Origin of the sequence: Bradyrhizobium genosp. P (assembly GCF_049949265.1) — a bacterium.
In the GTDB taxonomy this organism is placed as follows: domain Bacteria; phylum Pseudomonadota; class Alphaproteobacteria; order Rhizobiales; family Xanthobacteraceae; genus Bradyrhizobium.
This window is the reverse complement of sequence record NZ_CP188195.1, coordinates 7,419,584-7,434,305: the sequence shown is the minus strand read 5'-3', so window position 1 is coordinate 7,434,305 and position 14,722 is coordinate 7,419,584. Positions and strand designations below refer to the sequence as shown.

The following is a 14,722-nucleotide window of genomic DNA, read 5'->3' as shown; positions in this document are numbered from 1 at the left end:
CACTCATTCTGTGTCGTCTTGGCTGGGCTCCGTCAGGCTAAACCGGACTTCTGGTAACGGATCGTTTTTCGCTTCATCAATCCAAGCCTGCAATGATCCGTCGTCCGCAACGCGCTCCTTTAACGCCGCGGCTAATTTCACGCACTCTGCGCGCACAAGGGACGCGGAGACAGCCTCCATAGTATTGAGTGCGATATCCTCGTAACGCACGCCGCGAATTTCTGAGATCGTTTCCATCAGGCGCTTAATGTCATCTTTTCCAAGGAACTCAAGGTTCAGGAGCTTGAGCGCCGCAGCGAGCATAGCTGTGAGGCCAATCGAACGACGTACCTCGATCGTTGCTACAAGCCGTTCGACCAGAGCTTGCGGCAACTGAGGAAGTGCGCCGCTGCGGACCAATTCGGCCCAGCCGACGATGGCCTCGGCTGCGTTCCCCACTTGCTGGGAATCTGGACCCAACAATCCCGCACGAACGACGGAAATCACATCAGTCGTAAGCTCTGCCGCAGACGGAAGAAAGTGCGGTAACGCCTGCATGCTGCTCCAAGACTGCGCGCGTCGAATGAAAGCGATAAGGGCTTCCGCCCGCGCGACTGTCCGTTGGTCGGCGCGCATGGCGGGCACTACGGCAACGGTCAACAAATTGCCCGCCGCTAGCCGAATGGTATCGTTGAAACTCTTGGCAAATGATATGGCGAACGGATCTCTGTTGTCCTTTACCTGCTGGAGCTCCCAAGCAACGATCTCGTCAAACATTTCCGCCGCCTGATCGGAGGGTATGACGAGGCCGAACTGTACGGCATTAGCGATTGACGCAAAATGATTAGTCTTCTGGCTCAATTCGCGGGTGTCAATCTGCGCTGACAGCCGCATGACTTCGCGCAAATTCGTGTCAAGCAGCCGAGCCGACACCCTCGCTTGTCTATCAATACCTTCCATCGCAGGTAGCCGCAGAAACGCACCGGGATTCAAGACCGTATTTGCGGGAAGGCCAGCCTCTTGCGCATCGAGATCTGACCAAAGGGCGTTTCCAAACGCTGTCGTTTCGTCAGGCCTGAGTGCCCCTCTGACGGCGAGATAGGCGAGCTGCGAAATGGCTTGCTCCCTGTCGCTGCTGCCCTTCTGTGCGAGAGCCAAGAGTTGGTCCAAACGACGATCCCAACGGGTATCGCTAGCCTCCCGAGTTGGCGGTACATTCCAAATGTCAAAAACAACCTGCGGCCAGCGATGGTTCTGACCAACACCTTTCTCCGAAGGCAGCGGAAACTCGAGCACGGTCAATGCGAAGGCGCCTCGCTGTGCAGGAGGGATAGCTTTAACGGCGTACTTCGCCAATTCTCCGATGGCCTCAACCAGCCAGGGGTGCGTGACGAGAGGCTCTTTCGCCAGTTCGATCGCTTTACGCAATGCTTGAGCTGCCTGATCCGGGGTCATCCGAACCGTCAGGCGCGATAGGATCATCAGCATCAGGCGTAGCGCATCGATCGCGTAGTCAAGATCGTTCCGAAGCTCGGGGCTACGCGCTTCCTTGACCCGGAAAGTCCACAACGTGACGGCAGCGTCGACGGTCGAAAGAAGCGTTGAGACTGTTGCAACGGGTATTCGTGCTGTCGCGATCCGACTGAAATGCCGCTCGAATGATTTGTCGGAATGAGACTGCAACGCGCGGAAAAGCCAGACGTACCATTCCGGATCGACTTGAGGCGCAGCCTCAACGACAGAACGTGCTACCGACGCACAAAGATCAACTCGATTGATCCGGAGAGGTAGGCCGGTATGTTCAATGAGCTGGTCGAGCTCATAGAGCAATTCGACACCCGGGTCCGAACCCATGTGTATCGTCGCGGATCCCTCGCGATAATGGCCGGGCTCAAATGCCGGCTGAACTGCCACGGCGTCTTCGCCGCGCTTCTTCACGATCTCGGCAGCCTGATTTTCGATATGCTCAATCTCTCTCCGAGGGTCAATGTCGAGTTGCTTGAAGTTTCTAGGGAGAGGTGGACGGTCGGCCCGACCGATGGTATCCCACATATCGCACGCCCTGTTGATCCAACTTGCCCAGGCCAAATGCGATTTGACTACCAATGAATTGCGATCGAGCCTGTGGCGGCGTTCAAGTTCCGCCGTTGCATCTTTGATCAGCTTTGTAGCTTTTGCGTACTCGCCGAGCTCGGTATGCAAGGCGGCGCGGCGCAACTTCCAAATCGGGTCTTCTGGCGTCAACTTAACAAGGCGCGTAGCCAGCGTGGTGAAATCCATCCGATCACGCGCGCGCAAGCACCATTGATACTCTGCCTCTTGCCGTACAGTCGCGTCGGCAGCAGCGCTGGATTCAATGACCGCTGCCCACCGCGTCAAGCCAGCCTCATCGCGCGACACGCGTGCGTCACGCATAAGCGCCAAGGCGAACTGCAGGCACAGATTGGGGTCGATCTCTGCCGATTCATTGTCGACAATTTCAGCGAGCGCATCGGCAAGGCGTATGTCTAAAGGAGCAAACGCAACGGTACGGCGCCACAGAATCTCAAATAGAGCTTCGGCGCGAAACTTGGGCTCCAAGAGATCGAGCACCGGCTTCCGCACCAACCAATTTGTTTCACCTGCGTGAGCTATCGATCGGCGGTGTCGAATTGGACAAACTAGCCATCCCGGATAGTTTTCTCGGTCAGCCCTAAGTAACGGGATTGTCTCTTTCAAAAGGCCGGCAGCAAATTCGTTATCTTTGTGAACACGTTGATGAGCATCGCCGCCTGCTTTCATGAATGGGAACTGACTGTTGGGGGTCAACTTCCACTCATTCTGTAGAGGCGGTTTCGCTTTGCTGAGCTCGTCGATAAAAATCCGAGTTGCAGCGGCATGCTGAAGATCCGGCGCCAGCTTTTCCACGAGAGGCGCAAAATCGATCGGAGCAATGTTATGAGCTTCCAAGTATTTTCTGGTCGCTCGTTCCAAACGCAGGTTGCCCGCGAGATAAATGCGACGTGCGCTGCCTCCAAGATGATCGCGTACCCAGCCGGCCCATTGTAGGAAGTTTGGATCGTCGCCGGAGAACCCAACCAAGCATAGTTCGTTCTCGATAAAGATTTGGCGCGCGAGATTGACAAACGCCGCATGTTTCACGGGATATGTCCGATAATCCTCTTCTGCAAAGATCAGCGGGCCAGGATCGCCGATCGTTCCGTGCAATTTCACGATGCGCGGCGATCGGGCGTACGTGAGATCGGCTTCCGTTCGTACGACTTCATAGGATTGGTCGCTGGCGTGTTCGGCACGTTCGAGGAGCGTGTCCCAGTTGGTCGTGAGTACGTCGCCCCACGGCAAGCTCAGCAGAGCGCCATGTAGCAGTCCCGGGATCCACGACTTGTCCGGGAACCGTGTCCGCAGAAAGTCGTCGAGTCCTGCCTGACCAAAATAGGTTCGATATTCCTCGGCAATGCGCAGAGGGTTACTCGGAGTCTTCTTCTTATCATGCGGATAAAGCCGTTCGACCATTTCCGTCATTAGTTCGGACCACAACGGCGGTTCTGGCGTATCTTCGCCAGGCCGTTCCGCATTCTTGCTGAGCCCCGCGCCAACCAAGACTGAGGCGCCGCGAACAGAGCCGTTGCGCCACAACGCACGAGCCAGCTGTTGGAAGGCAAGATAATCGGGAAGTTCGGCAATATTGTAAGTTTGTACAACCATGGTGGCCTAAAATACAATTTCAACGGTTAATTTCATGCCGGCGCTCCGTTTGCAAGTGTTTCGCTAAGCGCCTAGTCGGTCAGTTCGACCAGGCCAGAAACGGTCAATACGCCTGCGCAAAGTCGGGAGTGAGCACAACGCACCTGCGCCATTCAGCCGAGAGCGGTGCACAAAGCGCGGAGAAGGACATACACGCGCACCGGCCAGGAATAGAAAGATGGTGATTTGGACGGCGCGTCCACGACCGCGGACCGGGTTCTACAGGCCGTGCTTGTCGAGTCTGTGCCTCGACCCATCCGGGTCACGATCCATCGCGCAAGATCTGATGTGTTTCTCGCCGGGGACACTCGGGAAAGGGGCTCGCCTTGCGACCGCTATCACTGCCCGTTCCCGGGTGCCGCATTTAACCGGTCTCGCCGCTGCCTCGTCCCGCGTGTCCTTTGGGGTCGCTATGCCCACGCTGCCCGGTTGTCATCTTTAGGGGAGCGATGCGCTTAGGCGTACGCCGTTCTTCCATTTCCACGGAGAGGCGCCCGGCTGCCGGATGGATTTCAGTGCAGCCGATTCGAAGCCGCAAGAGGCTCTTGCTCCCTGCTGAGAAGCGTCGCATGGCCGAAGGCCGGCCGAGTCGAGAAGGCACGCCCGCTGGTTCATCACTGGCTCGACGCGCTGGCCTGCTGGTCCCTTGAGAACCTCTATCAAAGGGCCACGACCCTGCAATAGGTGATCGTCGCCACGGAGGCGACCGCCAGAGCCGCAACCTTCCTTTCTATGACGGCCTTGAGGATGCGGCGCAACGCATCGACGTCCGCGTGCTTCCACCCGCCTTCAAGAACACGCGTAACGAGCTCATTCATGATGGCCGGCTTATCGAGACGCGCTTTCTTGGACCTGACAAACTCGCTTGCGCCGACGTCCTCAACTGGCTAGATGAGCATGCACAGTCGCAGTCTCCTTCGAGCATTCGGATGAACACTTGCGGATCTGGCGAACCGACTGCCTCATCATCGTCAAATCGTTGTGGTGCGCGAACCTGCGCATGAAAGAAAGGTGCACGTATCTGGTGCGGTCGCCGCGGCAGGGGCAGCGAGAAGCCAGTAAGGCCAGCCCTAGCCATTGAAGCCGCGTGAGGAGGGAGGGCTTTCGTTCCACCAGTCCAGACATATGTGGAGCTGCGTCCAGCCTGGGTGGCAGCAGTCCAAACTTTAATGGCGTCCAACACGTTGTGGTGGCAGTTCACGCAATAGACCAGCGCCGTCTTGAATTGCTGGCCGGACGCGCCGGCAGCCTCCCGGTTGACGGGACCGGTCCAATACCAGAAGAACGAAGCGGGGCTTGCCGCACCAGGGCATGCCCGATTAATTCCGCGACCGTCGGGCGACGTACAAATTTTCAATCCCGTGAGGTCTGGAACGGTCGCTATGGGGCGCTCTCGATCTTGATCTTTCGATGGGGATCTCCAGTGGCTCGCTGCAGCCACATCGGAATGACGTGCTCGCGCGAGCGGGCAGACTTGCCGACCGCCGTGCCGCAGAAGACCCGATTCGACCGGTCCGGATCTCCGGCTGTGGTGCTACGCCGACCGGCGCGTTTCTGAAAACACCCCTCTCTTTTTTCGCGCCCAGAATCAGTGTGGAAAAAATCCAGGCGGATTTGACGAATCAAATCAACAGTTTACGAAATCGAGTCACTCTTATTCGGGAATCGAGTCACTCTTTCGTAGTCCGCACAGTCGTCGTCGCGATCAATGCGTCCGAACGGGAATTCGAGCCTGAAATCAGACGGTTATGTACAGTCAATTCTAACCATTGAAGCTGCGGAACGGAGACGACGATCAGAGGTATGATACTTCCACCTTGTACGTGAGAGCGGGACCGAGAGTCAGCTAGCGCGAATCGGAGTCAGGTCCGCTGCGAACCGATAGCTATTGATCTCATTGGTGGGCCCGGCAGGACTCGAACCTGCAACCAGACCGTTATGAGCGGCCGGCTCTAACCATTGAGCTACAGGCCCCGCCGCGGGCGGCCGCGGATGGCGGCCGGCAACGGTGCCGGGATCGTTTACAGGGTGACCGGCGTTCGGGCAATGCTGCCGCAGCATCACGCAGCGGAAAAAATTCCGCCTCAGCCGTTGCTGCGATCGATCAAAATCATTCGGCCAAACTTGTTTCAAATCCACCAAGCCTGATTCAATCCACCGATACCCCCGCGAACTCCACCACCTTCCGCCATTTCTCGGTCTCGTCGGTAACCAGTCTGCCGAATTCGGCCGGCGTCATCGGCTTCGCAATGCCGCCGACCTCGGCGAGGCGGGCCACGAGCTTCGGGTCCTTCAGCGCCTCGCCGACCGCCTTGTTGAGGATGTCGACGATGTCAGGCGGCGTGCCTTTCGGGGCGGAGATGCCGTAGAAGCCGACCGACTCAAAGCCCGGCACCGTCTCGGCGATCGCGGGCACGTCGGGCAATGTGGGCCAGCGCTGCGGCGACGTGACGCCGAGCGCGCGGACGCTGCCGCCGCGTGACTGCTCCAGCGCCGAGGGCAGGTTGTCGAAGATCAGCTGCACCTTGTTGGAGATGATGTCGGGGAAGGCGATGGCCGAGCCCCGGTATGGCACGTGCTGCATGTCGCACTTGGTCATCGCCTTGAACAGTTCGGCCGACATGTGCACCGAGGTGCCGTTGCCGGACGAGGCGTAGGCGATCTTGCCCGGATTGGCCTTGCAGTAGTCGATGAACTCCTGGACGGTCTTCACCGGCATCGCGTTGGCGACCACCAGCATGTTGGTGAGCTGCATGATGCTCGCAACCGGTGTGGTGTCGCGCAGGAAATCGTACGGCAGCCTCTTGTAGAGCGAGGCCGAGATCGCGTTGTTGGGCGCGACGAACAACAGCGTGTAGCCGTCTGCCGGCGAGTTGATCGCAGCGGCGGCTGCGATATTGCCGCCGGAGCCTGCGCGGTTCTCGACCACGAATTGCTGGCCGAGACGATCCGACAGCCACTGGCTCATGATGCGCGCGACGATGTCGACCGGGCCGCCGGCGGCAAAGCCGATCAGCCAGCGCACCGGGCGGTTCGGGTAGTCCGCCGCGGACGAGGTGGTGACGGAGGCGACGCAGCAGACCAGACCAAGCAGCGCAGCACGGACCAACCGGATCATCATCTCCCCCGTCATTTTCTTGTGAGCGTTGCGCGGCATGGTTTCACAAAACGACGCCTTTGCCTACGACCCCGCCCGTGCGACGATAGTCTGCCCTGCATGGATGCGGCTTGAGGCTCGAGATGAAATTCGCTGTTATGATTTGCACTGTTGCGTTGCTGTTGGCGAGCAGTGCGGTGGCGCAAGAGGGGGGCAACGCTTTGTCGAAGACCACGATCAGTTTCGCCACGGCGACGCCGGGCGGCGGCTTCCCGCTCTATGGCAACGCCTTCGCCGAGGTCATGAACGCAGCCGATCCGACGCTGTCGATCGAGCCGCGCAACACCAAGGGCTCCAACGAGAACATCCCGCTGCTCGAGGCTGATAGCGTCGATATCGCAACCGTTGCCGGCGAGCCGTCCTACGAGGCCTTCATGGGCATCGGCCGGCCACCGGCGACGAAGCTGAAGATCCTCACCGCGATGTATTCGAACCCGGGGATGTTCGTGGTCCGCGCCGACAGCCCGTACAAGACGATTCATGATCTGGTCGGCCATCCGATAGCCTTCGGCGCCAAGGGCTCGGGCCTGCCGATCCTGTCGCGCTACATCCTCGATGGCATCGGGCTGAAGCAGGACGAGGATTTCAAGTCGATCTATCTCGATCACGCCGGCGATGGTCCGGCGATGGTGCAGGATGGCCGCGTCGCAGCGTTGTGGGGCGCCGGCAGCGGCTGGCCCGGCTTCACCAGGATAGCCGAGAGCTCGACCGGTGCGCGCTTCATCGCACCGACCGCGGACGAAATCGCGCAGATCCGCGCCAAGCATACGTTCCTCAAGCCACTGACGATCGCCGCGAGCAGCTATCCGAAGCAGACCGAGGCGATCTCCTCGGTTGGCTCCTGGAGCTACATCCTGGTGCGCGACAGCCTGCCCGACGACGTCGCCTACCGGCTGGCGAAAACGCTTCACGGGTCGGAGGCGACCTTCTGCAAGAAGCTCGCGCAGGCCTGCGAAACGACGGCGGCGAACACCGTCGCCGCGGCGCCTGAGATCAACCTGATCCACCCCGGCGTGCTCAGATTTTTCCGTGAGATCGGGGTAGCGAAATGAAGCAGGCGAATAGGGAGTAGCTAATCGCGAATAATTGTTTCCGCTCGTCACTCGTCGCCCGCTATTCGCCACTTACTATTCGCCATTCGCTTACTTCTTGACCATCGCGCAGGCCGGGTCCGGCGGGCCGAACGCGTCCTCGCCCGAAATCTTGGCCAGGATCTTGTAATAGTCCCACGGATATTTCGACTCGGCCGGCGTCTTGACCTGCACCAGCCAGAGGTCGTGCACCATCAGATTGTCCTCGCGCAGTCTGCCGTTGCGGGCGAAGAAATCCTCGACCGGCGTCTCGCGCATCTTGGCCGCGACCTTTAGCGGCTCGTCGGTGCCGGTCGCCTTGATCGCGGTGAGGTACGCCATCACGGAGGAGTAGACACCCGCCTGCCACATCGTCGGCATCCGGTTCATCTTGGCGAAATAGCGCTTCGACCATTCGCGGGTCTTGTCATCCATATCCCAGTAGAACGAGGTGGTGAGCAGAAGGCCCTGCGCGGCCGACAGACCGATCGAGTGCACGTCGGTGATCAGCGCGAGCAGCGCCGCCATCTGCTGGCCGCCCGACATGACGCCGAATTCGCCGGCGGTCTTGATCTCGTTGGTGTTGTTGGGCGGGCCGCCGGCAATCCCGATGACCTTCGCCTTCGAGGCCTGCGCCTGCAGGATGAAGGACGACAGATCTGGCGTCGCAAACGGCGGCCGCACCGCGCCCAGCACCTTTCCGCCGTTCTTCGTCACCACGGCGGAAGCATCCTTTTCCAGCGAGTGGCCGAACGCATAATCGTCGGTGATGAAGAACCAGCTGTCGCCGCCGCGCTTCACCACTTCCTGCGCGGTGCCGACGGCGAGCGCCCTGGTGTCGAACACCCAATGTATCGCGTAGGGCGAGCAGAACTTGCCATGGAAATCGGTCGCGCCGGTCGAGTGCGTGATGAACAGCTTCTTCTTTTCGTTGGCGATGTTCTGCACCGCGAGCCCGACCGCGGACACCGGCACATCGACGATGAGATCGACCTGTTCGACATCATACCAGCGTCGCGCGATGCCGGCGCCGATATCGGGCTTGAGCTGATGGTCGCCGACGATCACCGTGACGGGCTTGCCCAGCACCGTGCCGCCAAAGTCGTCGACCGCCATCTGTGCAGCGGTGACGGAGCCCTGTCCGGTCGGCGTCGAAGCCGGACCGTTCATGTCGGTCAGCACGCCGATCTTGACCACGTCGTCGGAGACCTGCGCTGATACGGCCGAGGAGGCCAGCAGCGTTGCTGCGAGCGTCCCGAACATGGCTAGTCGTCTGGCGATCATCCTGTTTCCCTCCCTGGATTGGCGCATTGGCCGATTATTGCTTGCTCCCGGGCCCTTGGAGGCCCGGCCATATTGGTTTCTTTTGCAACCATTTGGGGAGCCGCGTCAACGCGCCTTCGGTCTAATGGCGCCGCCTCCCGGCCCGATCCCCGGTGTCATCGCCCGGCCTGACCGGGCGACCCAGTATTCCAGAGGCGGTCGTGCTTGAACCGATGGGCCGCGGCGTACTGGATCGCCCGCTGGAGCCTGTCATCGGGCGCGCATTCGCGCGACCCGGTGGCGGGCGATGACAGCTTTGGATGTGGCTTCGCATTCTCGCGACATGATCTGTCCGAGTTTTGCATTTAGTTTGCCCTCTTACTTTGTAGAGGGCGCAGGGAAAGCCGGGTGCCGATCGCACCCATGGGCCCGGTGCAACAGAAAGCACCGGGGTAGGACCACAGGTGTAACCGGGAACTCCGGCTTTCCCTGCGCGATGGTGTTACGGTTTCCTTCGTGCTCTCCCCGGTGAGCGCTTTGTTGCCACCGTCGCCCCTGAGAAGCGTCAGCTTCTCACGGACTTTCCGCCTGCATTGCAGCGTCAGGACCACACGACTTCGCCGTCCGCGTCATGCGCACTCGTCTGTTGCGCAATCGGCGTCCACCGCATCCCACCGCGCGTTCGTGACGTGCGCTCGCCCCTCAATCGGGTGGGACGGGTAAATCTATAGCACTGAGCTGCCATTACGATAAACCGAAATATTTTTCAAAGAAGGGATTGACAGGTTTTGCCGAGTTGCCCGTCGGGTCCGTTTCGGAGGCAATCCTGGCATGCTGCCTAGAAAATTCTCGATCGCAAGGGAGGGCTTCGGTCGACGGGCGAAAAATGGGCATCACGCCTCATCGGCGAGCATCGCGCCAGATTTCGAGTTTTGATTAAATCCAGAACCGACGCTGGATTCTTGTTTTGATGTATTTTCTTCCCGCCTATTTGCCGATTTACACATCTAAACAATTTCGAGCCAGACTTTCGCCTTCGACGTCGTAGATCGTGCGCTGGCTGAGCTCAACGCGACGACGATCGCGTCGCCGGCGAACGTAACTGTAGAAATTTTGCGACATGAAGCAGACAGCGTTGCGGTATCGGGTTTCGCGTCGTATTCGCAGCCTGCCCGGGCGCGCGATTGCATGTTGTGGCAATCGAACCTGCCTCTGCTCGCCCGAATCGTGCCATCCGCGCCGCTCTGAGGACGCCGCATCCCGACGCCTCGCGCTGTCGGGCAAATCAGTGATTGCCCTTAGACCGCCGCCGGGCGCACCTAGCCGGCAGCGGCGGGATGACGGGCCCGGGTTGATCGACGTGACGACCGTGCCGTGCGGCGCAAGGACCTACAAATCAATCAAGCCGCCATCGATGAACAGTTCGGCGCCGGTGGTGTAGGTGGCGTCAGCGGCGAGGTAGAGGGCTGCTGCGGCAACCTCGGCGACGGTGCCGGTGCGGCCGAGCGGAATGCGGGTCTTGGCGCCCTCGATGAAGCCATCCTTCTGGGCCGGTGTCAGGCCGCCCTTGTCGAGGATCGGCGTGATGATCGGGCCGGGGCTGATCGTATTGACCCGGATGCCGCGCGGGGTCAGTTCCTTGGCGATGGTGCGGCCGAACGAGCGCAGCGCGGCCTTCGTCGAACCATAGACCGTGGCGCCGCCCAGGCCGCCATTCGCGCCGGCGACCGAAGCCGTCAGGATGATCGCGCCACCGTCCGGAATGACTGGAATGGCGTGCTTGATCAGAAAGAACGCGCCCTTGACGTTGATATTGAACTGGCTGTCGTAAAGGGCCTCATCGACCTGTGCGATCGGCGCGAACTTGGCGATGCCGGCGTTGACGAACAGGACGTCGATGCGGCCGTGTTTGGCCTTGACCTGGTCGACGAGGACCTTGGTGGCGGCGACGTTACCGGCGTCCGACAGCAATACTTCTATTCCGGGCAGCGTCGCCTTGGCGGCTTCCACCGAGCGGTCGCTGGAGCCGGTCACGACGACCGTGGCGCCTTCGGATTGGAAGAGCTTGGCGGTCTCCGCACCGATACCGGTGGTGCCTCCGCTGATGAGAGCGATCTTGCCGTCGAGCTTGGCCATGAAGATATCCTGCCATGAGTGGGTTGCGGTGCGAGAGAGATGGCGACTTCCGTGACGCAAGCAATGGCGCCGGTGGCCGACTTTCGGCGGGCGGTTTGGCATAGCCCCAAAGGATGATGTCAATCATTCAATTTACCGAGAGGTCATGGTTTATCACTTGCAAAGTGCAAGTCACTTGTCTTAGCTCGACCATAGAGGCGCCGACGCAAAGTCGTTGTGTCGCAAAAAAGGGAGGTAAGTCGTGTCCGAGGATGCTCTGATCGTGCGCGAGCAGCGCGGCGGTATTTCCGTTCTGACGATGATGTACCGGCCTTACAATTTGCTGGGACCGAAACTGATCAATGCGATCGTCGACAGCATCGATGAAGCCCAGAAAGCCGGCAGCCGCGCAATTGTGCTGCGTAGCGGTCTTCGTCATTTCTCCGCCGGCGCGGATCTCGACATTTTTGACAAGCGCGTCGAGCAGGGCAGTGGCGATCCGAGCGGGGAAAACCGCCGCTTGAACGGCGTCGAGTTTCTGCGTTTCATGGAATTGCTGCCGATCCCGCTGATCGCGAGTGTGCATGGTGTCTGCCTTGGCGGCGGGCTCGAACTGGCGCTCGCTTGCGACTACATCATCGCGGCGACGTCGGCCAAGATCGGTTCGGTGGAGGCGACGCTTGGATTGCACCCGCTGCTGGGCGGCATCCAGCGGCAGGTCCAGCGTATCGGCGCGCTCCGCGCCAAGGAAATGTCCATGCTGGCGCGCCGGTATGATGCGTCGACGCTGGAGAATTGGGGTCTGATCAATCGGGCCGTCCCGGAAGAATCGCTGGAGAAAGCCACGATGGCGATCGCCGAGGAATTCGCGCAAGGTCCAACGCTTGCCCACGCAGCGACCAAGAAGCTGGTTCATATTGCCGTCAATGAAGGTGTGGGTGCTGCCGACGAAGCGATGGCGAGTGTGCAGGTGCCGATCTGGGCATCGGAAGATCTGAAGGCCGGCCTTGCCTCGTTCCGCAAGAATGGCCCCGGTCTTGCCAAGTTCGCGGGGCGCTGATCATGAGTGGTCCTCTCAGCGGAATTCGTGTCGTCGATTTTTCCCGCGTCCTTGCTGGCCCGTTGTGCGCGCGCACCTTGCAGGATCTCGGTGCCGAAGTCATCAAGGTCGAGCCGCCGAGCCCGGATGTCTCGCGCTTCGCGTTTCCGTCGACCGACGGAATGTCGGGCTACTATGCACAGCAGAACGCCGGCAAGCGCAATGTCAGCATCAACCTGAACGTTTCCGGTGCCCGGGAACTGGCGTTGAAGCTCTGCGATACCGCCGACGTCGTGGTTGAGAATTTTCGTGCCGGGACGCTTGGCTTCTTCGGCCTCGACTACGAAACTCTCTCGAAGCGCAATCCGAAGCTGATCTACGCATCGATCACCGGTTACGGCCAGGGCGGACCCTGGCGCAGCCGGATGGCGTATGCGCCGACGGTGCAGGCAGAGGCCGGTTTTACCGAAAACAGCATGCGCCATTATGGCGAGGCGTTGAAAGAACCGCGCACGGACAGCCTGTCGCACGCCGATGTTTATGCCGGCCTGCAGGCGGCTCTGGCCATTCTCGCGGCGCTGAATAGCCGGCAAAGGACCGGGCAGGGACAATACATCGACGTCGCCATGGCGGCGACGCTTCTGGCCGTCAATGAGCGAGCCCATGTCGATCTGTCCGACGATGACATTGGTGCCGAGCCTGCAATCCTCGGTGCCACCGATTGCTCTTTCTTTACCGGCCCCGAGGGGGAGTTCTTCACCGTCGCCACCAGCATCGTCGGAAGCCGAACCTTTCCCTCCTGGCTTCGCGCGATGAGACGCGTCGATCTCCTGGAAGATCATCGGTTTTCGAGCGCAGCGGCAAGGCGGCTGAACTTTGGCGCGCTGCACGAAATCATCCAGTCCTGGATCATGACATTCCCTGATATGGCCGCGCTCGACGCGCAGTTCGATGAAGCGAAGATCGCGATGGGCGAGATACGCTCGCTCAAGGAACTGGCGAAATCCGAGTGGAGCGATTATTGGGGGGCCGTCCAGCTTGTTTCCGATCGAAGCGGCGGCGAATACAGTCTGCCGGGCCGCCCGTGGCGCTTCTCCCGGGATGAACTGACGCCGATCGGAACGCCGGCGTTCCAGGGCGAACACAACAAGGAAGTGTTTCGCGAACTGGGCTTGAGCGAGGCGGATCTGCAAAGGTTGACTGAGGCTGGCGCGCTGGTGGCGCATCGCCGGGCGCAGGAGACCGCCGCCGCAGTCAAGCCGGAGGCGCCGGATCAGGCAGCTTGACCGCAAGGACCGTGCAGGTGAGGGATACTTCCGCCAAAAGGATGAGAGCCGTGAATGGCGCGTGACGTGCGAAATGCGAAAGTGAGGCGTCAGCGTTCCTCGAACAAGGAATGCTCGATCGCACGTGCCATGGAAGTGGTCGGCGACCGTTGGTCGATCCTGCTGCTTCGGGAGGCCTATTACGGCACTCATCGCTTTGACGAGTTTCAATACTATCTTGGCGTCGCCTCGAACATTCTCAGCGCGCGTTTGAAGAAGTTCGTGGATCTCGGAATGATGACCAGGGTGCCGCTTCCGGAACATGCCGGACGCTATGAGTATGTCTTGACTGAAAAGGGAAGAGACTTTTTCCCCACGTACCTTGCGCTGAAAAGATGGGGTGATGACTGGCTCGCCGAGCCTGATGGAGCACAGGTGGTCTTCAGGGATCGGGGCAGCGGCCGACAGATCGAATATCCTGCCGTGTTGTCGGCCGCCGGCAAGCCATTGCAAATTGAAGACATCGAAGTTGTTGCGGGCCCCGGTGCCGTACCGTTCAACCGAAAACGGTTCAGCGGACAATCCGCGCCCGATGCACCGAGAAAGCCAAGGCGGCTCAGCTTCAACGACGAGAGATGAGGGTCTATTCCTCCAAGTCGGCTGCATTACTCGGAAAGACGGGAAAGCGCTTGATCGCCTAAACGCCAGAGGTTTCGGGAGGTCTTTGTGGGTCAATCAAGTCAATTTGTCCGCTCCGTCGGAGGCGACCTTGTATCATCGGCCATCACCGACACCAGGTCGATGCGGCTCGAGGTGTTGCGGAGGGAAACAAAGGGACGGATGCATTGGCACTTCCGTCAGCCTGAGCCGTCGCTCTTCTTGTTTTCCAAAGGGGCCGCGAGGTTGCAGGCGACGGTGGATGGACGAAAGGTCGATCGTCCGTTCAATGGCAAGTCCAGGCTCGCGATCTTTCCGGCATCGACGGAGATCGTCGGCGAATGGGACGTCGGTCGCACCCTCGACTATACCGTCGTGTTCCTCAATCCCGCCCTTTGCAGTGATCGCCTCGGTGCGGAGATATCAGAGCCCA

At 60.1% G+C, this 14,722-nt stretch carries 8 protein-coding genes and 1 tRNA gene; 4 read left to right on the top strand and 5 right to left on the bottom strand.

What is annotated here, in order from left to right; translation table 11 throughout:
• Positions 1 to 3: 3 nt before the first annotated feature.
• From ACP2YO_RS35660 to ACP2YO_RS35650, 3 genes are all read right to left on the bottom strand, one after another.
• On the bottom strand, positions 4 to 3,684 hold the full coding sequence (locus ACP2YO_RS35660) for an SIR2 family NAD-dependent protein deacylase (protein WP_426435769.1): 3,681 nt from the start codon (positions 3,682 to 3,684) through the stop codon (positions 4 to 6).
• A gap of 1,937 nt (positions 3,685 to 5,621) precedes the next feature.
• A tRNA-Ile gene (locus tag ACP2YO_RS35655) sits at positions 5,622 to 5,697 on the bottom strand.
• Between the two features lie 175 nt (positions 5,698 to 5,872).
• Positions 5,873 to 6,856, bottom strand: coding sequence for a Bug family tripartite tricarboxylate transporter substrate binding protein (locus tag ACP2YO_RS35650; protein ID WP_426443394.1), 984 nt, complete (start codon positions 6,854 to 6,856; stop codon positions 5,873 to 5,875).
• Between the two features lie 107 nt (positions 6,857 to 6,963).
• On the opposite strand from ACP2YO_RS35650, the gene ACP2YO_RS35645 reads away from it, so the two are divergent.
• Positions 6,964 to 7,932 (top strand): TAXI family TRAP transporter solute-binding subunit, encoded by a 969-nt coding sequence (locus tag ACP2YO_RS35645; RefSeq protein ID WP_426435768.1) that lies wholly within the window; start codon positions 6,964 to 6,966, stop codon positions 7,930 to 7,932.
• Between the two features lie 90 nt (positions 7,933 to 8,022).
• On the opposite strand, the gene ACP2YO_RS35640 is transcribed toward ACP2YO_RS35645, so the two are convergent.
• Positions 8,023 to 9,234 (bottom strand): ABC transporter substrate-binding protein, encoded by a 1,212-nt coding sequence (locus ACP2YO_RS35640; protein ID WP_426435767.1) that lies wholly within the window; start codon positions 9,232 to 9,234, stop codon positions 8,023 to 8,025.
• A gap of 1,368 nt (positions 9,235 to 10,602) precedes the next feature.
• Entirely contained in the window at positions 10,603 to 11,349 is a 747-nt protein-coding gene (locus ACP2YO_RS35635) for an SDR family oxidoreductase (protein WP_426435766.1), read from the bottom strand.
• 241 nt (positions 11,350 to 11,590) lie between these two features.
• Between ACP2YO_RS35635 and ACP2YO_RS35630 the strand changes: the two genes are divergently transcribed.
• From ACP2YO_RS35630 to ACP2YO_RS35620, 3 genes are read left to right on the top strand one after another with little or no spacing between them, the layout of a single operon-like run.
• On the top strand, positions 11,591 to 12,388 hold the full coding sequence (locus ACP2YO_RS35630; protein ID WP_426435765.1) for an enoyl-CoA hydratase/isomerase family protein: 798 nt from the start codon (positions 11,591 to 11,593) through the stop codon (positions 12,386 to 12,388).
• A 2-nt stretch (positions 12,389 to 12,390) separates the two neighbouring features.
• On the top strand, positions 12,391 to 13,653 hold the full coding sequence (locus ACP2YO_RS35625; protein ID WP_426435764.1) for a CaiB/BaiF CoA transferase family protein: 1,263 nt from the start codon (positions 12,391 to 12,393) through the stop codon (positions 13,651 to 13,653).
• 54 nt (positions 13,654 to 13,707) lie between these two features.
• A complete protein-coding gene (locus ACP2YO_RS35620) occupies positions 13,708 to 14,271 on the top strand; it encodes a winged helix-turn-helix transcriptional regulator (protein WP_426435763.1) in 564 nt (187 codons plus the stop codon).
• Positions 14,272 to 14,722: the final 451 nt, after the last annotated feature.

Coding starts and splice junctions, on each gene's coding strand:
- ACP2YO_RS35645 (WP_426435768.1), top strand. CDS start 6,964: ATGAAATTCGCTGTTATGATTTGCACTGTTGCGTTGCTGTTGGCGAGC.
- ACP2YO_RS35620 (WP_426435763.1), top strand. CDS start 13,708: ATGGCGCGTGACGTGCGAAATGCGAAAGTGAGGCGTCAGCGTTCCTCG.
- ACP2YO_RS35650 (WP_426443394.1), bottom strand. CDS start 6,856: ATGACGGGGGAGATGATGATCCGGTTGGTCCGTGCTGCGCTGCTTGGT.
- ACP2YO_RS35625 (WP_426435764.1), top strand. CDS start 12,391: ATGAGTGGTCCTCTCAGCGGAATTCGTGTCGTCGATTTTTCCCGCGTC.
- ACP2YO_RS35640 (WP_426435767.1), bottom strand. CDS start 9,234: ATGATCGCCAGACGACTAGCCATGTTCGGGACGCTCGCAGCAACGCTG.
- ACP2YO_RS35635 (WP_426435766.1), bottom strand. CDS start 11,349: ATGGCCAAGCTCGACGGCAAGATCGCTCTCATCAGCGGAGGCACCACC.
- ACP2YO_RS35660 (WP_426435769.1), bottom strand. CDS start 3,684: ATGGTTGTACAAACTTACAATATTGCCGAACTTCCCGATTATCTTGCC.